This window comes from Streptomyces bungoensis, from assembly GCF_001514215.1.
Classification (GTDB): domain Bacteria; phylum Actinomycetota; class Actinomycetes; order Streptomycetales; family Streptomycetaceae; genus Streptomyces; species Streptomyces bungoensis.
Genome location: NZ_KQ948857.1, coordinates 1 through 20886 on the forward strand (window position 1 = coordinate 1; position 20886 = coordinate 20886).

Consider the following 20886-nt stretch of genomic DNA (forward strand, 5'->3'; position numbering starts at 1 on the left):
CCTTTCGGTGTCTGATCCCCAGTCAGCGGGGCTTGTCTTCCCGGCCGTTGGGCCGTTCCGACGTCTCAAACCTTAGCGGATCCGTCCGGCGATTCCTAATCGGGCCGCCGGGTCCCTATTCGAATTGAATTCGGGCGCGCCGAAATCAACCCGGTCGGGAGATCGTGCTTTGGTTGAGGTGCCGCTCGTGGCGGCTGAGGTGCTGTCGAGGAACCGTTACGGCTCCGCGGCAACCCGAAGAACTATACGGATCGCCCGGGGGCGTGTCAAGCGTCGCCTGTCAAGATCTTTTCGGCCGCTCAGTCCAGGTCGCTGAGCCGGCCGCCGGCGTCCGGCTGGGCGTGCTCCACGCGGCGCAGCAGGCGGGTCAGGACCTCTCCGAGGACGGTGCGCTCGGCGGGGGTGAGGTCCTGGAGCAGGTCCTCCTCGAAGACGGTCGCGAGGCGCATGGCCTCCAGCCACTTCTCGCGGCCCTCGGGCGTCAGCTCGACGATGACCCGCACCCGGTTGGTCTCGTCGCGCTCCCTGGTGACCAGTCCCTCGGTGACCATGCGGTCGATCCGGTGCGTCATCGCGGCCGGCGTGAGGCCGAGCCGCTTGGCGAGGTCGCTGGGGCCCATGCGGTACGGGGCGCCGGACAGGACGAGGGCCTTCAGGACCTCCCACTCGGCGTTGCTGATGCCGAGGCCGGAGGTCTGGCGGCCGTAGGCGACGTTCATGCGGCGGTTGAGCCGGGACAGCGCCGACACGATCTTCTCGACCTGGGGGTCCAGGTCCTGGAACTCGCGCTGGTAGGCGGCGATCTGTTCTTCGAGGCTCGGCTCGGTGACGCCGGAGGTGTCGGCCATGGCCGCAGTATCGCACGCAGTGCCTTTGCCTTGAAGTCCTTGGATGTGTACTCTTTAGCTTCGAACTTTAGCTTTGAAGTCTTCACTCCTAACTAGTGAGAGAGGTGAACGTGACCAGGGCGATGGGCGCAGCGATGCGCCGGATCCACGTGGGCAACGCGTTCAGCGCGTTCGGGCTCGGCTTCACGGTCCCCTACCTGTACGTCTACGTGGCGCAGGTGCGGGGGCTGGGGGCCATGACGGCGGGTCTCGTGCTCGCCGTCTTCGCCGTGGCCGCGCTGATCGTCCTGCCGTTCGCCGGCCGGGCGATCGTGCGGCGCGGCCCGCTGCCGGTCCTGCTCACCGCCCTGGTCCTGGCCGCGCTGGGCGCACTGAGCCTGGGACTGGCGGGCGGCGCCGGTGCCGTACTGCTGTCGGCGGCGGCGCTCGGGGCCGGGCAGGCCGTGATGCAGCCCGCGCTGGCGACGATGATCGTGGACTGCTCGTCGGCGGAGACGCGCTCGCGGGCCTTCGCGACGCAGTTCTTCCTGCAGAACCTGGGGCTGGGGGTCGGCGGCCTGATAGGCGGGCACCTCGTGGACACCACGCGGGTGTCGTCGTTCACGCTGCTCTTCGCGATCGAGGCGGCGGTGTTCCTGCTGCTGGTCGTGGTGATGGCGACGGTGCGGATGCCGCACGCGCCGCGGATCGCCGACGCGCCCACCGCGCCGGCCGCGTCGGCGAAGGGCAGCTGGAAGCGGCTGCTGGAGAACCGGGCGATGGTGCAGCTGTGCGTGCTGGGCTTCGTGCTGTTCTTCGCGTGCTACGGGCAGTTCGAGTCGGGGCTGAGCGCGTACGGCGTGGAGGCCGCGGGGATGTCCACCTCCGCGCTGGGCACGGCGCTGGCGGCGAACACGCTGATGATCGTCGTGGCGCAGTTCGCCGTGCTGAGGTTCGTGGAGCGGCGGCGCCGGTCCCGGGTGATCGCGGGTGTGGGCCTGATCTGGGCCGTGGCCTGGCTCGCGGCGGCGTACGCGGGGCTGGGGCACGGCAGCCAGGAGATGGCCACGGCGGCGTTCGTGTCGACGTACGCGCTGTTCGGGCTGGGTGAGGCGATGCTGTCGCCGACGGTCGCGCCGCTGGTGGCGGATCTCGCGCCGGCCGGGCTGGCGGGGCAGTACAACTCCGCCTTCGCGCTGGTCAAGCAGTTGGCGCTGGCGGTGGGGCCCGCGGTGGGCGGGCCGCTGGCGGCGTCGCTGCCCGGGCCGTACGTCGTGGTCTTCCTGCTGTTCTCGCTGGGGATCACCGGGCTGGCGCTGCGGCTCGGGCGGGGGCTGGCCCCCGCGCAGGACCAGCCGTGGGCGGCCGCGAGGAGCAGCCGGGTGGTGGCCCGCGGCGGGACGGCCGAGCCGGTCGGCGCCGAGGCGTAGCCGCGCCACGGAGAAGGGGGCGGGGGCCGGTGTCGGCCCCCCGGTCTCACATCGGCCGGCCCGTGGGCAGGAGGAACTCGCACCACACCGCCTTCCCACCGCCCGGGGTGTTCCTGGACCCCCAGTTCGACGCGATGGTGGCCACGATGGCGATGCCCCGGCCCGACTCGTCGGCCGGTTCCGCCTGGCGGCGGCGCGGGAGGTGGTCGTCGCCGTCGGTCACCTCGATGATCAGGCGCCGGTCGGTGCGGCGGAGCCGCAGCCGCATGGGCGGGGTGCCGTGCTGCAGGGAGTTGGCGACCAGCTCGCTCGCCGCCAGGACACCCGCGTCGTGCAGGTCGCCGGGGAAGCGCCAGCTGGTGAGCACCCCGGAGGCGAAGGCACGCGCGCGGGGCGCCGCCTCCACACCGCCGAGGAGTTCCAGCGCCGCGTTGCGGAAGAGCTCGCTCTCGGAGCCCGTGCGGGCCGGGTGCTGGAGGACGAGGACGGCCACGTCGTCGTCGTGGTCGGCGGTGACGCCGGCCGAGCGGACCAGGCGGTCGCAGACGACCTGCGGCGTGCCGGTCGCGCCGGACAGGGCGCGTTCCAGGGCGGCGATGCCCTCGTCCAGGTCCTCGTTGCGGCGCTCGACCAGGCCGTCCGTGTAGAGCACGGCCGTCGAGCCGGGGCCCAGTGCGATCGAACCGGAGGCGTGCATCCAGCCGCCGGTGCCGAGCGGGGGGCCGGTGGGCTCGTCGGCGCGGGAGACCGTGCCGTGCTCGTCGCGCACCAGGATGGGCAGGTGGCCGGCCGAGGCGTACACCAGCCGGCCCTCGTTCGGGTCGTGGATGGCGTACGCGCAGGTGGCGATCTGATTGGCGTCGATCTCGGTGGCGAGGCCGTCGAGGAGCTGCAGGATCTCGTGCGGGGGCAGGTCCAGGCGGGCGTAGGCGCGGACGGCGGTGCGCAGCTGGCCCATGACGGCGGCCGCGCGGACGCCCCGGCCCATGACGTCGCCGATCACGAGCGCGGTGCGGCCGCCGCCGAGGGTGATCACGTCGTACCAGTCGCCGCCGACCGCCGCCTCCGTGCCGCCGGGCTGGTACGTGGCGGCGATGCGCAGGTCGTCGGGCTGTTCCAGTTCCTGCGGCAGCAGGGAGCGCTGGAGGGTGACGGCGGTCTCGCGCTGGCGGCGCTCGCTGGCGCGCAGGCGTTCGGCGGCCTCGGCGTGGTCGGTGACGTCGGTGGCGAAGACCAGGACCGCGCCGTCGCCGCCGGGCTCGCCGACCGGGGTGCAGGTGAAGGTGTAGGAGCGGCCGTCGGGCCCCTTGCGGGACTTCAGGGTGCGGGGTCTGCCGCTGCGCAGGACCTGGTCGAGGAGTGGCAGCAGGCCCAGCTCGGTCAGCTCCGGGAGGGCGTCGCGGGCCGGTTCGCCGAGGTGCCGCGCGCCGAAGGCCGCCGTGTAGGCGTCGTTGACGTACGCGAGGCGGTGGTCGGGGCCGTGGACGAGGGCGACCAGGGCCGGGACGCGGTCGAGTACGTCGCGGGCGGGCAGTTCGTCGACGGCGGGCAGCGGCGCGGTGCCGTCGGCCGGTGGTTCGGCGCGGGCCGCGGGTACGGAGCCTTCCCCCCGGCGGTCCGGGGAGACCGCGGTCTCGGTCCGCGCGGCGGCGCGGCGCTGTGTTCCGGGGAGCCGGGCGCTCCAGCGCGTGAAGTTCACAGTGGGGAAAGCCTCGTGGGTGCTGAGGGCGGGCAGGAGCCCGTCCGAGGACGTGGGGCAGTCTGGCAGGTGGCCGTCCGCGGCGATATTCGTCAGACGCCCGGGCGGGCCGTGGAGTTCCTGGGTCCGGTCAGGACGACCCCTTCGGGTCGTCGGAGGGCCTGTGGGGAGGCTTTCCACCGGCCGCGAGTTCGAACTCCGCTCGGGGGTGTTCGAGTGAACCGAGCGAGACGATCTCCCGTTTGAACAGTCCGGCGAGGATCCACTCCGCGAGGACCCGGGCCTTGCGGTTGAAGGTGGGGACCCTGCTGAGGTGGTAGACGCGGTGCATGAACCAGGCAGGGTAGCCCTTCAGCCTGCGCCCGTAGACCTGCGCGACGCCCTTGTGCAGGCCGAGGGAGGCGACGGAGCCGGCGTACCGGTGCGCGTACGTCTCCAGGGGCTCGCCGCGCAGCGCGTGGGCGATGTTGCCGCCGAGGACCCGGGCCTGGCGCAGCGCGTGCTGGGCGTTGGGGGCGGTCTCGGTGCCGGGTTCGGCGGCGGTGACGTCCGGGACGGATGCCGCGTCACCGGCGCCCCAGGCGTGCGGGGCGCCGTCGACGGTCAGCTCGGCGGTGCACCTCAGGCGGCCGCGCGCGGTGAGCGGCAGGTCGGTGGCGGCGAGCAGCGGGTGCGGTTTCACCCCGGCGGTCCACACGAGCGTGCGGGTGGGGAAGCGCTGGCCGTCGCTGAGGACGGCGACGCGGTCGGCGCAGGACTCCAGGCGGGTGCCGAGCAGGACCTGGATGTTGCGGCGGCGCAGCTGGGTGACGGTGTAGCGGCCCATCTCCTCGCCGACCTCGGGGAGGATGCGGTCGGAGGCCTCCACGAGGATCCATTTCATGTCCTCGGGGCGGACGTTGTGGTAGTACCGCGCGGCGTAGCGGGCCATGTCCTCCAGCTCGGCGAGCGCTTCCACCCCGGCGTAGCCGCCGCCGACGAAGACGAAGGTGAGGGCGGCGTCGCGGAGGGAGGGGTCGCGGGTGGAGGAGGCGATGTCCATCTGCTCGATGACGTGGTTGCGCAGGGCGATGGCCTCTTCGACGGTCTTGAAGCCGATGCCGTACTCGGCGAGGCCGGGGATGGGCAGGGTGCGGGAGACCGAGCCGGGGGCGAGGACCAGTTCGTCGTAGCCGAGGAGTTCGGTCCTGCCCTCCTCGGCGGTGGCGAGCGTGGTGACGGCGGCGGTGCGGACCGCGTGGTCGATGGAGGTGACCTCGCCGACGACGACGTGGCACTGGTCCAGGACGCGGCGCAGCGGTACGACGACGTGGCGGGGGGAGATCGAGCCTGCGGCCGCTTCCGGGAGGAAGGGCTGGTACGTCATATAGGGGTCGGGGGTGACGACGGTGATGTCGACGTCACCCCGCCTGAGCTCCTGTTTCAACTCACGCTGCAGACACAGAGCGGTGTACATCCCGACGTAGCCGCCGCCGACAACCAGAATGCGCGCACGTTCCTTCACCATCCCATGACGCACCCGGCGCAGTTGTTTGTCCACAGCCCCGGCAATTTGTGTGACCGGCGGGCGGCCGGGCGCGGGGCCGGGCACGCCGGTGGGGCGGGGAGGAATCGGGCAGCTCAGTGGGGTCGGGCGGGAGGTCACGAAGGGGTCGTACCGGGACGTACATGTCCCGTACTCCGATCGAGGGGCGCACTGTGCGGAACCTGCCCCTTCTGAATTGACCCTCTCTCAACTATGTTCGTGTGTCGACGGAGTGTAGGGAATGTGGTCGAACGGGCCCGCGACAGGCGGTCCCGCTCGTGGACCGGGACCGGTTCCGCGCGCTCCGCCGTCGATACGGGGAGAGTCTCCGGGGGGAGACGTCATTAACCGGGGGAATACATGCATGTTCAGGACACGCATTGGTCGTCGGCAAGCGCTCTCGCGACGGGCGCCGGGACGGTGAGCGCGGTGCCGGGCGACGGGCGGGTGGACGCGGGGCGCACGACGCCGCTGCGGGTGGACGCCCAGCGCAATCTGGAGCACGTGCTGCGGGCGGCGCGGGAGGTGTTCGGCGAGCTGGGGTACGGCGCGCCGATGGAGGACGTGGCGCGGCGCGCGCGGGTCGGGGTCGGGACGGTGTACCGGCGGTTCCCGAGCAAGGACGTGCTGGTGCGGCGGATAGCCGAGGAGGAGACGGCGCGGCTGACCGATCAGGCGCGGGCCGCGCTCGGGCAGGAGGAGGAGCCGTGGTCCGCGCTGTCGCGGTTCCTGCGGACGTCCGTGGCGTCGGGGGCGGGGCGGTTGCTGCCGCCGCAGGTGCTGCGGGTCGGCTCCACCGGCCCGGCCGAGGACGAGGCCCGGGTGCCCCAGCAGCGGTCGCAGCCCGAGGGCGGTGAGCTGCGGCTGGTGCCGGAGTCCGCCGGGGGCGATGACGCCGGGGCCGGGGCGCTCCTCGAGGTCGTCGGGCAGCTGGTGGAGCGGGCCCGGGCGGCGGGGGAGCTGCGGACGGACGTCTCGGTGGCCGACGTGCTCCTGGTGATCGCCACGGCGGCGCCGTCGCTGCCGGACCCGGCACAGCAGGCCGCGGCTTCCGCGCGCTTGCTGGACATCCTGCTGGAGGGGCTCCGGTCCCGGCCGCTGTAGGGGCGGGACCGGCCGCCCCGGCTTCGGTCCGGGCGGCATCCGGACCCTTGCCGTGCCTTGCCCGGCCGCCGCTCCGTGCTCCCGGCGCCTTCGGGGCCGGGAGCGCCGCGCGGCGGTACGGCATGCCGATCTGCGGCCGGCGGTGCGCGCGGTGCCGCCGTCGACCCGTGCACCGCCCACGAGACGCCCCGCCCCCATGCCCGGTCCCACTCGGCATGGCAGGGCGCCGCACCGTACGGCTCGTCGTGGAGCCGCCCGGCACCGCCTTCGCCCAGGCGGCGCTCGCGGACCGGGCCGGGGCCCGGTTCAGCTGCCGGTGGCGCGGGTCAGCGGTCCGCCGTCGGCCGGCGTCTCCAGTTGCCGCACGACGTCCTCGGGCGTGAGGGCGGCCCCACGGGTCCGCTCGGCCGCGTACCGGGCCGGCGGCAGGGTCGCGCGGGCCTCGGCGTCCAGTCGCTCGGCGGTGCCGCGCTCGGGTTCGGGGCGCGGATGGCCGGCACGCCAGTGCTCGGCGGCGGCGCACAGCCGGACCGCGCCGGGCAGGTCGCCGAGCCGGGCCAGCAGGCCGGCGGCGAGGTCCGCCAGCCCGGCCGTGATCGACTCGGCGCAGCGCCGCTCCACGGCCTCGCGCAGTGCCTCGGCGGCGATCGGCAGCGCGGGCCCGGGACCGGACTCGTCGGCCGTGACGAGGGCCTCGACGGCGCGCAGGGCGGCCTCGAACTGCGGTGGCGGGGTGCCTCCCGCGGCCGCCGCACGGGTCGCCTCGTACAGCTCGCGCGCGCGGGTCACGTCCCCGTCGTGCCGGGCGAGCTGGGCGCGCAGCAGCAGGACGAACGCGCGGGACTCGGCCACCGCGTACCGGTCGGCGGCGGTGCCCGCCTCGTCGAGGGCGGCCAGGGCGGCCGCGCGGTCGCCGGAGCGGTAGGCGATGTCGGCGAGCCGCGCCATGAGGAACGGCGACTCGGCGTAGGCGCCGACCTCGTAGGCGAGTCGCAGGGCCTCCTCGTACTCGCCGCGGGCCTCGTCGTACCTGCCGCGGGTCATGGCCGCCTCTCCCGCCGCGCTGCACACCTGCGCCCGCATCCACCGGTCCCCGACGCGCCGGCTGAGGTCCCGCAGCTCCGCCAGGTCCTCGTCGACGCCCCGCAGGTTGCCCGACGAGTCGACGACCACGTGGGTGCGGTACATCAGCGCCACGCCGGTCTCCCAGTCCCCGCCGTGTCTGCGGCAGTTGGCGACCGCAGCGGTCAGGTCGGGGCTCACGTCGGCCGGGCCTCCGAGGTGGTAGGAGGTCAGGGGCCAGAGCAGGCCGGGCAGGCGGGCGGCCCGCGGGCCGCCGTCCTCGTAGGCGGCGCGGACGCGCGCGAGGTACTCCGGGGCCCGTTCGGGGCCGGCGAGGCTCTCGGCGCCCGACTCGGTGGTCAGGAACAGGTCGAGCATCCGCAGGTCCATGCGCAGGTCCCGCAGCGGGTGGCCGGCCTCGCCGCCGGGAGCGGTGAGCAGGGCGTCCACGGGGTCCGCCGACTCCAGCCGGGCCGCCAGGGCGTCCTGCGGTGCCCCCGCGGGCAGGGTGTCCAGGGCGGCGCCGAGGCGCAGCACCATCCGTACCCGGTCCACGGCCTCCCGGCGGTGGTTGCGCAGCCACCAGAACCAGCCGGTCGCCAGGGCGATCGCGCCCGCCTCCGCCTCGTCGCCGGCCCGCACCGCGCGGTCGAGGGCCGCGCGGATGTTGTCGAGCTCGCTCTCCAGGCGGGATATCCAGGGGAGCTGGGCCGCCGACCGCAGCTCGGGATCCGCCCGCTCGACCAGGGCGCGCGCCCACGCGCGGTGCCGCAGCTCGGCCGCCGCGCGCAGCGCGGGGACCTCGGCTGCGCGCTCGGTGGCGTACTCGTGGATGGTCTCCAGCATCCGGAACCGCATGCGGCCGTCCGGGGCGTCGGCGTCCGGGGCGGCGACGACGAGGGACTTGTCCACGAGCGCGCCGATCAGGTCCGCTGCGGGGCCGGTGCACACGGCCTCGGCGGCCTCGAGGTCCCAGCCGCCGGCGAAGACCGAGACCTCGCACAGTGCCGTGCGCTCCCGCTCGTCCAGCAGCTCCCAGGACCAGTCGACGACCGCGCGCAGGGTCTGCTGGCGGGGCAGGACCGTGCGGCTTCCGGTGGTGAGCAGGCGGAAGCGGTCGTCCAGCCGGTCGGCGATCTCGCGTGGGGTCAGCAGCCGTAGCCGGGCCGCGGCCAGTTCGATGGCGAGCGGCAGCCCGTCCAGGCGGCGGCAGATCTCCGCCACGGCCGCGGTGTCGCCGAGGACGGCGCCGGCGTCGGGGCGGACGGCCCGCGCGCGCTCGGCGAAGAGGCGGCGCGCCTGCTCGGGGACGAGGGGTTCGACCGGGCGCACCGACTCGCCGGGGACGCCGAGGGGTTCGCGGCTGGTGGCGAGGATCGTGAGCCCCGGGCAGTGGGTGAGGAGGGTCTCGGCGAGGGCGGCCGCCGCGTCGACGACGTGTTCGCAGTTGTCGAGGATCAGGAGCGGGCCGCGCGCGGCGCAGTGCTCGACCAGCAGGGCCGTGGGGTCGGCCTGCGGCATCACCAGGTCGTTGGCCAGCAGGACGGTCTCGCGCAGACCGAGCGCGCTGACCACCGCGCCGGGCACCGCCTCCGGCCGGTCGAGCGGGGCCAGCTCGACCAGCCACGCCTGGGGCAGCCCGGCGGCGGCCTCCTCGGCGAGGCGGGTCTTGCCCGAGCCGCCCGGTCCGGTGAGGGTGACCAGGCGGGCGTTGTTCAAGTCCGAGCGAATGGCCTCCAGTTCCGGTTCCCGGCCCACGAAGGAGGTCAGCCGGGGGCGGAGGTTGCCGGTGCGCTCCGGGCGGTGCGGGGGCGCCGGGGCGGCCGCGGGCGCCTGCTGCCGCAGCAGCGACGCGTGCAGGTCCCGCAGTTCCGGCCCGGGGTCGGTGCCGAGGGTGTCGGCGAAGGTGCGGCGGGCGGACTCGTAGGCGGCCAGGGCGTCGGCGGTGCGGCCGGTGTCGCGCAGGGCGCGGATCAGGAGGGCGTGCAGGGGTTCGTCGTACGGCTGTGCGGCGACCAGTTCGGTCAGTTCCGGTACGGCCTCCCGGGCGCGGCCGAGGTCGAGGGCCGCGGCGGCGCGGGCGCGGGTCGCCTCCAGGCGCAGCGCCTCGGGGCGGGCGGCCGCGGTGCGGTCGGGGAGGTCGGCGAGGGCCGGGCCGTACCAGAGGGCGAGCGCGCCGGTGAGGGTGCAATGGGCGGCGGCGGGGTCGCCCGCGGCGAGGGCCTGGGTGCCGGTGCGGGTGAGCCGGGCGAAGACGTGCAGGTCGACGTCGTCCTCGGCGGCCTCGAGCCGGTAGCCGCCCGGACCGGAGGCGACGGCGTGCCTGCCGAGGGTGCGGCGCAGCCGGCCGACGAGGGCCTGGAGGGCGGCGGGGGCGTCCTGGGGCGGGGCGTCGGCCCAGACGTCGTCGATCAGGGTGGCGGCGGCGGTGGTGCGGCCGGGGCGCAGGGCGAGGGCGGTGAGAAGCGCGCGCAGACGCCTGCCGCCGAGGGGCAGGGCGGTGCCCTGGTCGTCTGTTGCTCGGGCCGCGCCCAGGACTCCGTACCGCACGGGGTCATTGTCACGGGGTGCCCGGGGCCGGGGCACGGGGGTTTCCCGGACGGCGGTGGCCGTTCCGGGGGCGGAGGCCGGAAGACGGCTCGGCACCAGGGCACGGGACCGCTCCGAACGGCGACCGTCCCTCAAGCCCCCGAAGCCAAAGCGTCGCGGCGCGGCTGGATTCCCGACGGCACCGCCCGCGCCCGGGCCGGGGTGCCGGTCCAGCAGGTGCCGCGGCGGGAGAGGAGGCGGCGCAGCCACAGTTCGAGGGAGACGAGGTCGGCGAGGCCGTCCAGGGGGAGGGGTTCGCCCGCCGCGGCCGTGCGGATGGCCTTGCGGACCACCCGCGCCTCCACCAGGCCGGCCTCCGCCAGCAGGGGCGTGGCGAAGAGGTCGACCAGGGAGTCGGCGGCCAGCCGCAGTCCCGCGCGCGTGGCCGCCGCGGAGGAGGCGTGGGAGGGGGCGCCCCAGCCGGACGGGAGGCCGGCGACCCCGGCGCCCTCCAGGACCGTGCGGAGGATGGCCGCGCGGGCGCCGGGCTGGACGCGCAGCGCCTCGGGCAGCTCCCGGCAGGCACGGACCACCTGGTTGTCGAGGAACGGCGCGTGCAGGCGCTGGGAGCGGATCTCGGCGGCCTGCTCCAGGACGCGCAGGTCGGCCGCGTAGCGGGCGAGGGCGGCACGCGCGCGGTAGTCGCCGGGGCGCCGGCCGTGGCCCACCGCGGAGCGGTCCGCCTCCGCCTGGAGCAGAACCGATACTTCAGCCAGTGCCTCCCCCGTCAGCCAGCGCGCCGCCGGCCCCGGTCTGGCCCAGTTCAGCGCGGCGAGGGACGCGCCGACCGCGCCCCCCGGCTCCTCGAAGCGGTGCCCCATGATGCGCTCGGCGAGCGCCAGCAGGCCCGCCCGGTACGGGGTGCGGGCCAGCCGCCGGGCCGCGCCGTACACGCGCGCGGGGACCAGCACGGAGCCGTCGGCCCGGGCGAGTGCGGCGACCGGCCGGACCAGGTGGCGCCGCTTGCGGTCCATCAGCAGGTCGGCGAGGCGGGCGGGATGGGCGTCCAGGACCTGGCGGGCGCCGTGGCCGGTGAAGTGGTCGGCGCTGCCGGCGGCGAACCGCGCGCGGTGGCGGGCGGCGAGTACGAGGGAGGGGCCCGGCTCGTCGGTGAGGGGGCCGTCGAGGTCGGCGTACGGCAGCGTCTCCTCGCCGCCGGTGACCACCACGTGGTGCAGCCGCGGGTTGGCCGCGAGGGTGCCGGCCCGCTCCAGTTCGGACTCGCGGCCCCCGACGGCCAGGTCGTTGAAGGTGACGGCGAGCAGCCGCTCCCCCGCGCCGGTGCCGTGCCCGAGCAGGGTGCCGGGTCTGCCGGGCAGTCCGGCGGCGAGCAGGGCCAGCGTGCCGGAGGCCGGCCCGCCGGACAGGTCGGCGCCGATGCCGGGGGCGGGCATCCCGCGCGCGGCCCGCCGCTCGGCCGGGCCCATGCCGGGCACCGGCCCGGGGTCGAGGCCGGGCACGTGCCGGGGCGCCGACAGCCGGGCGCGCACCGCCTCGATCAGCGCGTCCCGCACGGCGTCCACCGCGCGGTCGGGGTCGGCCGGGGGTGCCGCAACGGCCAGGGAGGCGACCGGCTCGTACCCGGCGACCTCGCGCGCTCCCGCGCGCAGGATGAGCGCATGCCCCGGCGGAATGCGCCGTACGCCGTCGTAGGGGGTGGTGTCGCGCAGGGCGGCCGGTACGTCGGGGGCGGCGAGCAGGGCCGCAAGGTGGCCGAAGTCGAGGTTGGCCTCGATGAGGTCGGCGAGCGGGAGCGCGGCCGTGGCGTAGGCCGTGCCGCCGGCCCAGGGGGTGTGGAACACCGGGCGGGCGCCCGCGAGGTCGCCGCAGACGGTGATCCGGCGGCCCACCTGGACGACCGCCGTGTAGCTGCCGGGCCAGGTGGTCAGGTGGCGCAGCGCGCCCCCGCGCGCGGTGAACAGGGCGCGGCGCAGTTCCTCGTCGGTGGCGCCGCAGATGCCGAGGACGGCGATGCGGTTCTGCGCGTCGGCGCGCACGACGCGCACCTCGTCGGGGCGCCAGTCGCCGACGGCCCACAGCGGGTCGGGGTCGCCCCACAGCAGCTGGGAGCCGACGGGGTGCAGGGTCTCGCCGTCGTGGCCGACGGCGCCGGCGGAACCGGTTCCGGCGGCGCCCGTGGCGGTGCTGCTCCAACCCACCAACCACCGCATCGACGCCTCCACAGGCCTGTGGACAACCAGTGCACCGTACGAACCGGTCCCCATGCTGCCATGAAGAACGCGGCGCGGAGGGGCGGCGGCGCCGCCTTCGATCGGAGGAAATCCCGGGGACGGCCGCGGGCTCACCGGGCCGGAGGGTGCGTCCGGGACGGCTGAACGGACCGGCGCCGTAGGGAGGACGGGCCGCGGTCGCGGTCCGCGTGCGACGCGAATGCGCCCCCGCAATGCGCCCCGGAACCGCCCTTCGCGCCCTCAAGTCCCATGGTGGGAGCGGAAATCACCCGCCCGAGGCAGGGTCGGTTTTCGGCCAAATAATGGAGGGCGCCCGGACGTTGAGCACGCTCCGTACAGGCCTGGGCAGCGCCCGGCGGCCCGGGCACGCGCACAGTCCGGGAGGCGGGCATCGCCTCCCGGACCGGTCCGCCACCCGCGGGGATGAAGGCGGCGGTGTCCCCCAGCCCACTGGATCCAGTACAGCGGGCCGACCCACGCAGGACCCATGGAACCGCTCCCCCGGTGGCCGGAGAAGAGCGCACGGCCGGGCGCACGGCCACACGGGCCGGGGCACGCCGCGACGGCGTGTGCACGGTGCGTACAGGCCCGTACTCCCGTACGGACCACAATCCCGCCATCCGGAACAATGCCCCTTAACGCTTGGGATGCGGCGAACTACGCTGGGTTTACGAATGCCGCACGGTTATGCCAGCGCGGCAGCCGTCTGTGTCGAGGGGTGGCGCATGTCCAGGGAGCAACGCGGGCCGAACGAAAAGCTCGGCGCCGTTCTCGCCCTCGCGGGAATCAGCAACGCAGGCCTCGCCCGACGCGTCAACGACCTTGGCGCGCAGCGCGGTCTGACTCTTCGCTACGACAAGACGTCGGTGGCGCGCTGGGTGTCGAAGGGGATGGTGCCGCAGGGCGCCGCTCCCCACCTCATCGCCGCCGCCATCGGCCAGAAGCTCGGCCGCCCGGTGCCGCTCCACGAGATCGGCCTGGCGGACGCGGATCCCGCGCCCGAAGTGGGCCTCGCCTTCCCCCGGGACGTCGGACAGGCGGTGCGGTCCGCCACCGAGCTGTACCGGCTCGACCTCGCCGGGCGCCGGGCCGGCTCCGGCGGCATCTGGCAGTCCCTCGCCGGATCGTTCGCAGTGAGCGCATACGCAACGCCCGCCTCGCGCTGGCTGATAACCCCCGCCGACACCTCGGTCGCGCGGGAGGCGAACTCCGCGGAGGACTCCGGCGCACCGATCAAAGTCGGCCACAGCGATGTGCAGAAACTGCGGGAGGCCGCCGAGGACGCCAGGCGCTGGGACTCCAAGTACGGGGGCGGCGACTGGCGTTCGTCCATGGTGCCGGAGTGCTTAAGGGTCGAGGCGGCGCCGCTGCTGCTCGCCTCGTACTCCGACGAGGTCGGCCGCGCCCTGTTCGGCGCCACCGCCGAACTCACCCGGCTCGCCGGGTGGATGGCCTTCGACACCGGCCAGCAGGAGGCGGCGCAGCGGTACTACATCCAGGCCCTGCGACTCGCGCGCGCGGCGGCCGACGTGCCGCTGGGCGGCTATGTGCTGGCCTCCATGTCGCTGCAGGCGACCTACCGGGGCTTCGGCGACGAGGGGGTCGACCTCGCGCAGGCGGCGCTGGAGCGCAACCGGGGACTGGCGACCGCGCGGACCATGAGTTTCTTCCGGCTCGTCGAGGCCCGGGCCCACGCGCGCGCGGGCGACGCGCAGGCGGCCGGCGCGGCGCTCAAGGCCGCGGAGGGCTGGCTGGAGCGGGCCCGGGACGGCGACAACGACCCCTCCTGGCTCGGTTTCTACGGCTACGACCGGTTCGCCGCCGACGCCGCGGAGTGCTACCGGGACCTGAAGGCGCCGCGCCAGGTGCGCAGGTTCACCGAGCAGGCCCTGTCCAAGCCGACGGAGGAGTTCGTGCGCTCGCACGGGCTGCGCCTGGTGGTGTCCGCCGTCGCCGAGCTGGAGTCGGGCAATCTGGACGCCGCCTGTGAGCAGGGGGTGCGGGCCGTGGAGGTGGCGGGGCGGATCTCGTCCGCCCGGACCACCGAGTACGTGAAGGACCTCCTGCACCGGCTGGAGCCGTACGGGGACGAGCCGCGGGTGGTGGAGCTGCGGGAGCGGGCCCGTCCGCTGCTGACCTCGGCCTAGCCCCGTCCGAGCCGCCGTGCGCGCCCGCGTTTGAAGGCGCTGTCAGTGGCGCAGTGCACTATCGAGGCCGGAGGTGGTGCAGGTGCGGGTCGGGGCGTACGACTGTGACGTGCTCGTGATCGGTGGCGGGATCGTCGGGCTGTCGACGGCGTACGCGATCACGCGGAGCGCGCCGGGCACGCGGGTGACCGTGCTGGAGAAGGAGCCGGGGCCGGCCCGGCACCAGACGGGGCGCAACAGCGGGGTCATCCACAGCGGGGTCTACTACCGGCCCGGCTCGCTCAAGGCGCGGTACGCGGTGCGGGGCGCCGCCGAGATGGTGAAGTTCTGCGCCGAGTACGGCATCGCGCACGCCGTCACCGGCAAGCTGATCGTCGCCACCGAGCGCGAGGAGCTGCCCCGCCTGCACGCGCTCGTGCAGCGCGGCCGGGAGAACGGGATCCCGGTGCGCGAGCTGGGCCCCGCCCAGATCACCGAGTACGAGCCCGAGGTCCGGGGTCTGGCCGCCATACACGTCGGGACGACCGGGGTGTGCGACTTCACCGGGGTCGCCCGGCAGCTCGCGCGGGCCTCCGGCGCCGAGATCCGGTACGGGGCGCGGGTCGTGCGGGTGGACCGGCGCCCGGAGCGGGGCGTGGCCGTGCTGACCGCGGCCGGGGACGTCGTGCGCGGGCGGGTGCTGGTGAACTGCGCCGGGCTGTACTGCGACGAGGTGGCGCGGCTGACCGGGGACGAGCCCGGGATGCGGATCGTGCCGTTCCGCGGGGAGTACTACGAACTGGCGCGCCCGGAGCTGGTGCGCGCACTGGTGTATCCCGTGCCGGATCCGGCGTTCCCGTTCCTCGGGGTGCATCTGACCCGGGGGATCGACGGAGGCGTGCACATCGGGCCCAACGCGGTGCCGGCGCTGGCCCGGGAGGGGTACGGCTGGGGGGTCGTGCGGCCCCGGGAGCTGGCCGGGACGGTGGCGTGGCCGGGATCCTGGGTGATCGCGCGGCGGCACTGGCGGTACGGGGGCGGGGAGCTGCGCCGGTCGGTGTCCCGGCGGGCGTTCCTGCAGGCGGTGCGCCGGCTGCTGCCCGCCGTGGAGCAGGACGACCTGGTGCGGGCGCCCGCCGGGGTGCGGGCGCAGGCGGTGCTGCGGGACGGGACGCTGGTGGACGACTTCCTGATCCGCGAGGGGGCCCGGGCGGTGCACGTGCTGAACGCGCCGTCCCCGGCGGCCACCGCGTCCCTGCCGATCGGCAGGGAGGTCGGGCGGCGGGCGCTGGAGATGCTCGGGGCCGGCTGAGCGGGCCCCGTAACATCGGTCCTACTGTGTCTGACTCCCTGAATCTCCCCGAAGCCCCCCGGCCCGCGCCCGCCGGGCCGCAGCCCCCGCACGACCCGGGCGCGTCCCTGCGGCAGAGCCGGGCCAAGGGCGAGCCGCGGTTCCCCGACGGGCCCAAGGCCGATCCGGCCGGGTCGCACTTCGAGCGGCGGATCCGGAGCTTCCAGCCGCGCCGCAGCCGGGTGACGGCGGGGCAGGCGGACGCCCTGCAGCGGCTGTGGCCGAAGTGGGGGCTGGACATCGACGGGCAGCGGGTGATCGACCTCGGCGAGCTGTTCGGCAACGCGAACCCGGTCGTGCTGGAGATCGGCTTCGGGATGGGCGAGGCCACCGCGCGGATGGCCGCCGAGGACCCCGGGACCAACATCCTCGCCGTCGACGTGCACACCCCCGGGCAGGGCAACCTGCTGAACCTCGCCGACCAGGACGGGCTGTCCAACGTCCGGGTCGGCAACGGGGACGCGATCATCCTGCTGCGGGAGATGCTCCGCCCCGACTCGCTCGACGGGCTGCGGGTGTACTTCCCGGACCCCTGGCCCAAGAAGCGGCACCACAAGCGGCGGCTGATCCAGCCCGAGTTCCTGACGCTGGCCGCGAGCCGGCTGAAGCCCGGCGCGATCGTGCACTGCGCGACGGACTGGGAGCCGTACGCCGAGCAGATGCTCGAGGTGCTCGGCGCCCACCCGGACTTCGCCAACACCCGGGCCGACGGCGGTTTCGCGCCACGTCCCGCGTTCCGTCCGCTGACCCGTTTCGAGGGGCAGGGGCTGGACAAGGGACACGTGGTGAACGATCTCCTCTTCCGCCGCGTACCGCACCAGGAGCGGTAGCGCCGGCCTGCCGGTACCGCCGGCGCCGGCACCATCCGTCCGCTTCCCCGGTCACCGATAAGGTCGATGCCGTGGCCATCAGTCCTCCGCACCCGATGTACCCACCCGGCTCCGGAAGCGGAGCCCACCCGCACTGGTGGCAGCGCCGGTGGGTGCGCTACGGGGCACTGATCACGCTGCTGGCGCTGTCCGGGCTGGTCATCCTCGCGCTGGTGCGGCGGCAGACCGGCACGGAGGGGTTCCTGGTCGGGCTGGGGCTCGCCGTCCTGCCCGTGCCGTGGCTCGTCGCGGCCTTCCGGTGGCTGGACCGGGTGGAACCGGGACCCTGGCGCAACCTCGTCTTCGCGTTCGCCTGGGGCGCCTGTGCGGCGGCGCTGATCGCCATCATCGCCAACAGCTTCGCGACCAGATGGATCGCCACGTCCACGGCCGACCCGGCCGGCGCCGACACCCTCGGCGCGACCGTCATAGCGCCGGTCGTGGAGGAGTCCGCCAAGGCGGCCGCCCTGCTGCTGCTCTTCCTGTTCCGCAGGCGGGACTTCACGGGGATCGTGGACGGCGTCGTGATAGCCGGCGTCACCGCCACCGGCTTCGCGTTCACCGAGAACATCCTCTACCTGGGCACCGCCTTCGGGACGGACCAGCTCACCGGCGGCCGCGGCATCGCCTCGGTCACCGCCGCCACCTTCTTCGTGCGCGTGGTGATGTCACCGTTCGCGCATCCCCTGTTCACCGGGCTCACCGGCATCGGCTTCGGCCTCGCCGCGCTCTGCGCGGAGCGGCAGCACGTCCGGCGCGCCGTCCTCCCGTGCGGCGGGCTGCTGCTCGCGATGAGCATGCACGCGTTCTGGAACGGCTCCTCGGCGTTCGGGGAGTTCGGGTTCCTCGCCGTGTACGCGGCCTTCATGGTCCCCGCGTTCGGGCTGCTGACCTGGCTGGCGATCTGGACCCGGCAGCGGGAGCTGCGCACGGTGCGCGAGGAGCTGCCGGTGTACGTGTACGCCGGGTGGCTGGGGCCGGCGGAACCGTTCGCGCTCGGCTCGATGCGGGCGCGGCGGCTGGCCCGGGACCACGCCCGGCAGCACTTCGGGGGGCGCGCGGCGGCACGGGCGGTGGCACAGTACGAGGCCTACGCGACCTCCCTCGCCTTCCTGCGGCACCGGGGGCGGCGGGGGCGCGCCGGGGCGGACTTCACCGTACGGGAGCGGGAGCTGCTCGCCGAGCTGTGGAAGCGCAAGGACGTCTCCCGGCCGGCCCTGGAGTACGCGGCCCGGGCGTCCGCTCCGGCACCGGCGCCGGTACCGGCGGCGTACTGGACGCCGTACGGGCACCCGGCGGCCTACGGGTACCCGGCGGCGCCGTACCCCGCGTACAACCCGTACCGGTCGTAGACCACGAGCCGCGCGGGCACCGGCGCCGCCGGGGCGGCCGCGGCCGGGTCAGGCGGAGGCCTGCGTGAGCTTCCTCAGCTCCTCGTCCGTCAGCCGCAGCTCGGCCACCCCCAGCAGCGCCGGGAGCTGGTCCACCGTACGGGCCGAGGCGATCGGGGCGGTGACCGTCGGCTGGGCGGCGAGCCAGGCGAGGGCGACCGTGGCGACGGGGGCCTCGTGCGCCTGGGCGATCTCGTCCAGGGCGGCGAGCACCTTCTGGCCGCGCTCGGACTCCAGGTGCTTGCCGGCCCCGGCGGCGCGGGCGCTGTCGACGGTCGTGCCGGGGCGGTACTTGCCGGTGAGGAACCCGGAGGCGAGGGAGAAGTACGGGACGGCCGAGAGGCCCTCGCGGGCGGCGAGGTCCTGCAGCGGGCCCTCGTAGGTGTCGCGGGAGACCAGGTTGTAGTGCGGCTGGAGGGCGACGTAGCGGGCGAGGCCCTCGCGGTCGGAGAAGTCCAGGGAGGCCCGCAGGCGCTCGGCGGTGATGTTGGAGGCGGCGATGTGCCGCACCTTGCCGGCCTTCACCAGCTCGTCGAGGGCGCCGATGATCTCCTCGACGGGCACCTCGGGCTGGTCGAAGTGGGTGTAGTAGAGGTCGATGTGGTCGGTGTCCAGGCGGCGCAGGGAGGCGTCGGCGGCGGCCTTGATGTTGGCGGCGGTCAGGCCCTTGAACTGCGGGTGCTGGCTGACCTTGGTCGCGATGACGACGTCGGAGCGGTTGCCGCGGGCCTTGACCCACTTGCCGATGATCGTCTCGGACTCACCGCCCTGGTTGCCCTCGACCCAGGCGGAGTAGGAGTCGGCCGTGTCGATGAAGTTGCCGCCGGCGGCCGTGTAGGCGTCGAGGACGGCGAAGGAGGTCTGCTCGTCGGCGGTCCAGCCGAAGACGTTGCCGCCGAGGGAGAGCGGGAAGACCTCGAGGTCGGAGGAGCCGAGCTTGCGGAGGGAAGCAGTCATGTGTCGGTTCAACGATCACTCGGGCCCCGGCCATTCCGGGACGCGTGCGAACGCCGTGTGAAAACCCGGAAGGAGGACGGCGGGCGGCCCTGGCGCCGGGGAAGGCGGTCAGGGCTGCCGGGACCGGCGGGCGGGACGGCTCAGGGGTTGAGGCCCTTGCCGTGCAGCCACGTCATCGGGTCGATGCCGGTGGCCTGGCCGCCGGGGTGGACCTCGAGGTGCAGGTGCGGGCCGGTGACGTTGCCGGTGGCGCCGACCCGGCCGATGACCTCGCCGGTGGAGACCTTCTGGCCGACGGAGACGCTGATCGAGGACTGGTGGCAGAACCACAGCTCGGTGCCGTCGTCCAGGGTGAGGACCGTGCGGTAGCCGTAGGCGCCGGCCCAGCCGGCCTGGGTGACCGTGCCGCCGTGGACGGCCTTGATGAGGGTGCCGGTGGGGGCGGCGAAGTCGAGGCCGGTGTGGTAGCCGGAGGACCACATGGATCCGGGCTGGCCGAAGGTGCCGGTGATCGTGTACGAGACGACCGGCAGCGTGTACTGCTTGGCCAGCGCGGCCAGCCGTGCGGCCTCGGCCTTCTTCTTGGCGTCGGCTTCCGCGGCGGCCTTGGCGTCGGCGGCCTCGGCGGCGGCCGCCTTCTCCGCCTTGGCGGCCGTGGCGGCGATCTGCCTCTGCTCGGCGTTGACGGCGGCCGCGGTGGCCTTGATGTCGGCCTTGCTCTGCTGCGCCTCGGCCTGGGCCATGATGCGGTTGCGCAGGGCCTCGCCTGCGTCGGAGCCGCCCTGGTCGCTGCCGGCGGCCGTCGTGCCGATGGTGCTCAGGGTGGCGGTGTCCGCCTGCGCGGTGCCGGAGTGGTCGTCCCCGAGCAGGGAGCCGACGGAGGGCAGGTCGGGCAGGGAGAGGGACACCGGGGGCTTGCCGGTGTGGGCGCTGGCCATGCCGCCCGCGCCGACCGCCGCGATGACGCCGACGCCGAGGACGGTGGAGCTGCGGGCGAGCCCGCCGCCGCGCTGCCGGGCGACCCGGTGCCGGCCGCGTGCCGCGCGGACGGAATCCTCGGTGGGGTTCCACTCCTCCCACGGACCCTCTTCGGGGCGGTGGTCGCCGTAGCCGAAGGTGTCGAACTCGCGCTGAGCCGGCACGAACGGGGCTTCGGGGGCAGGGGTGTTGGACGCCACGCGGGCGCACTCCTTTCCTTCCTCCGCCTACCGGGTTAGCTGACGGGTTCGGAGCAGGAAGGTCTCCTACGCGCGTATACCGGTCGTTGACTCAGCGAGTTCACGACGGCATCCGCGTGATTCACCCCAGGGTGTGTGGTTCCCCGGCTCCCTTACGGGATTAGGCGCGTGCGCACGGAGCCGTCGCGGGTGACGGCTGGGACGACCGCGCTGCGTTATCGAACGTTAATAGACTCACCAGCCGGATTCCAAGCCGTTCGGCTTGATCTTTAGGCTTGGTTGGGGAGGACGTACGAGCCAGCACCGGTCCAAATCGGGCGAGTTGACCGGAACTCAGGAGTCACACGGGTTTTGATGGTGACTCGGTCGCGATGCGGAGGGCTGCCGTCCGGTCACCTTCGGTGACGAGGCGCGGCGAGGCGGCGCGCGGGTCCGGAAAACGCTCAGGGCCGGAATCCGTGTTCTGGATTCCGGCCCTGGGCCTTCAGTAGCGGGGACAGGATTTGAACCTGCGACCTCTGGGTTATGAGCCCAGCGAGCTACCGAGCTGCTCCACCCCGCGTCGTTGTGACTCCAGTGTACGCCA

13 protein-coding genes, 1 tRNA gene and 1 riboswitch are annotated in these 20886 nt (G+C 74.5%); of the genes, 6 read left to right on the plus strand and 8 right to left on the minus strand.

Annotation, left to right across the window (positions count from 1 at the left end):
- Nucleotides 1-299: 299 nt before the first annotated feature.
- Nucleotides 300-848: a MarR family winged helix-turn-helix transcriptional regulator gene (locus AQJ66_RS16155; RefSeq protein ID WP_061921761.1), complete on the minus strand. Its 549-nt coding sequence runs from the start codon at nucleotides 846-848 to the stop codon at nucleotides 300-302.
- A 134-nt stretch (nucleotides 849-982) separates the two neighbouring features.
- Here AQJ66_RS16155 and AQJ66_RS16160 point away from each other — a divergent pair, with 134 nt between their 5' ends.
- Nucleotides 983-2257, plus strand: coding sequence for an MFS transporter (locus tag AQJ66_RS16160; protein WP_208611384.1), 1275 nt, complete (start codon nucleotides 983-985; stop codon nucleotides 2255-2257).
- 46 nt (nucleotides 2258-2303) lie between these two features.
- Here the strand turns inward: AQJ66_RS16160 and AQJ66_RS16165 are convergent, their stop codons facing one another.
- Nucleotides 2304-3956, minus strand: coding sequence for an ATP-binding SpoIIE family protein phosphatase (locus AQJ66_RS16165; RefSeq protein WP_061921767.1), 1653 nt, complete (start codon nucleotides 3954-3956; stop codon nucleotides 2304-2306).
- A gap of 130 nt (nucleotides 3957-4086) precedes the next feature.
- Nucleotides 4087-5463, minus strand: a complete 1377-nt coding sequence (locus tag AQJ66_RS16170; protein WP_061921771.1) for an NAD(P)/FAD-dependent oxidoreductase — start codon at nucleotides 5461-5463, stop codon at nucleotides 4087-4089.
- 378 nt (nucleotides 5464-5841) lie between these two features.
- Here AQJ66_RS16170 and AQJ66_RS16175 point away from each other — a divergent pair, with 378 nt between their 5' ends.
- Nucleotides 5842-6585: a TetR/AcrR family transcriptional regulator gene (locus tag AQJ66_RS16175; protein WP_061921774.1), complete on the plus strand. Its 744-nt coding sequence runs from the start codon at nucleotides 5842-5844 to the stop codon at nucleotides 6583-6585.
- A gap of 306 nt (nucleotides 6586-6891) precedes the next feature.
- On the opposite strand, the gene AQJ66_RS16180 is transcribed toward AQJ66_RS16175, so the two are convergent.
- Complete coding sequence (locus AQJ66_RS16180; protein WP_061921777.1) at nucleotides 6892-10197, minus strand: ATP-binding protein; 3306 nt, start codon at nucleotides 10195-10197, stop codon at nucleotides 6892-6894.
- Between the two features lie 131 nt (nucleotides 10198-10328).
- Nucleotides 10329-12407, minus strand: coding sequence for an asparagine synthase-related protein (locus AQJ66_RS16185; protein WP_061921779.1), 2079 nt, complete (start codon nucleotides 12405-12407; stop codon nucleotides 10329-10331).
- Between the two features lie 746 nt (nucleotides 12408-13153).
- Here AQJ66_RS16185 and AQJ66_RS16190 point away from each other — a divergent pair.
- The 4 genes from AQJ66_RS16190 to AQJ66_RS16205 all read left to right on the plus strand — a co-directional run bounded on the left by AQJ66_RS16190 (nucleotide 13154) and on the right by AQJ66_RS16205 (nucleotide 18126).
- Nucleotides 13154-14575, plus strand: coding sequence for an NsdA family TPR-like regulatory protein (locus AQJ66_RS16190; RefSeq protein ID WP_061921783.1), 1422 nt, complete (start codon nucleotides 13154-13156; stop codon nucleotides 14573-14575).
- A gap of 73 nt (nucleotides 14576-14648) precedes the next feature.
- A complete protein-coding gene (gene lhgO / locus AQJ66_RS16195) occupies nucleotides 14649-15866 on the plus strand; it encodes an L-2-hydroxyglutarate oxidase (RefSeq protein ID WP_061921786.1) in 1218 nt (405 codons plus the stop codon).
- Nucleotides 15867-15892: 26 nt separating this feature from the next.
- Nucleotides 15893-16735, plus strand: a complete 843-nt coding sequence (gene trmB, locus AQJ66_RS16200; protein WP_208611375.1) for a tRNA (guanosine(46)-N7)-methyltransferase TrmB — start codon at nucleotides 15893-15895, stop codon at nucleotides 16733-16735.
- A 71-nt stretch (nucleotides 16736-16806) separates the two neighbouring features.
- Nucleotides 16807-18126 (plus strand): PrsW family intramembrane metalloprotease, encoded by a 1320-nt coding sequence (locus AQJ66_RS16205; protein WP_425264282.1) that lies wholly within the window; start codon nucleotides 16807-16809, stop codon nucleotides 18124-18126.
- Between the two features lie 48 nt (nucleotides 18127-18174).
- On the opposite strand, the gene AQJ66_RS16210 is transcribed toward AQJ66_RS16205, so the two are convergent.
- The 3 genes from AQJ66_RS16210 to AQJ66_RS16220 all read right to left on the minus strand — a co-directional run bounded on the left by AQJ66_RS16210 (nucleotide 18175) and on the right by AQJ66_RS16220 (nucleotide 20862).
- Nucleotides 18175-19122, minus strand: a complete 948-nt coding sequence (locus tag AQJ66_RS16210; RefSeq protein WP_061921792.1) for an aldo/keto reductase — start codon at nucleotides 19120-19122, stop codon at nucleotides 18175-18177.
- A 140-nt stretch (nucleotides 19123-19262) separates the two neighbouring features.
- Nucleotides 19263-20300, minus strand: coding sequence for a M23 family metallopeptidase (locus tag AQJ66_RS16215; RefSeq protein WP_061921793.1), 1038 nt, complete (start codon nucleotides 20298-20300; stop codon nucleotides 19263-19265).
- 9 nt (nucleotides 20301-20309) lie between these two features.
- Nucleotides 20310-20477: riboswitch (cyclic di-AMP (ydaO/yuaA leader) on the minus strand.
- 311 nt (nucleotides 20478-20788) lie between these two features.
- A tRNA-Met gene (locus AQJ66_RS16220) sits at nucleotides 20789-20862 on the minus strand.
- Between the last annotated feature and the right edge of the window lie 24 nt (nucleotides 20863-20886).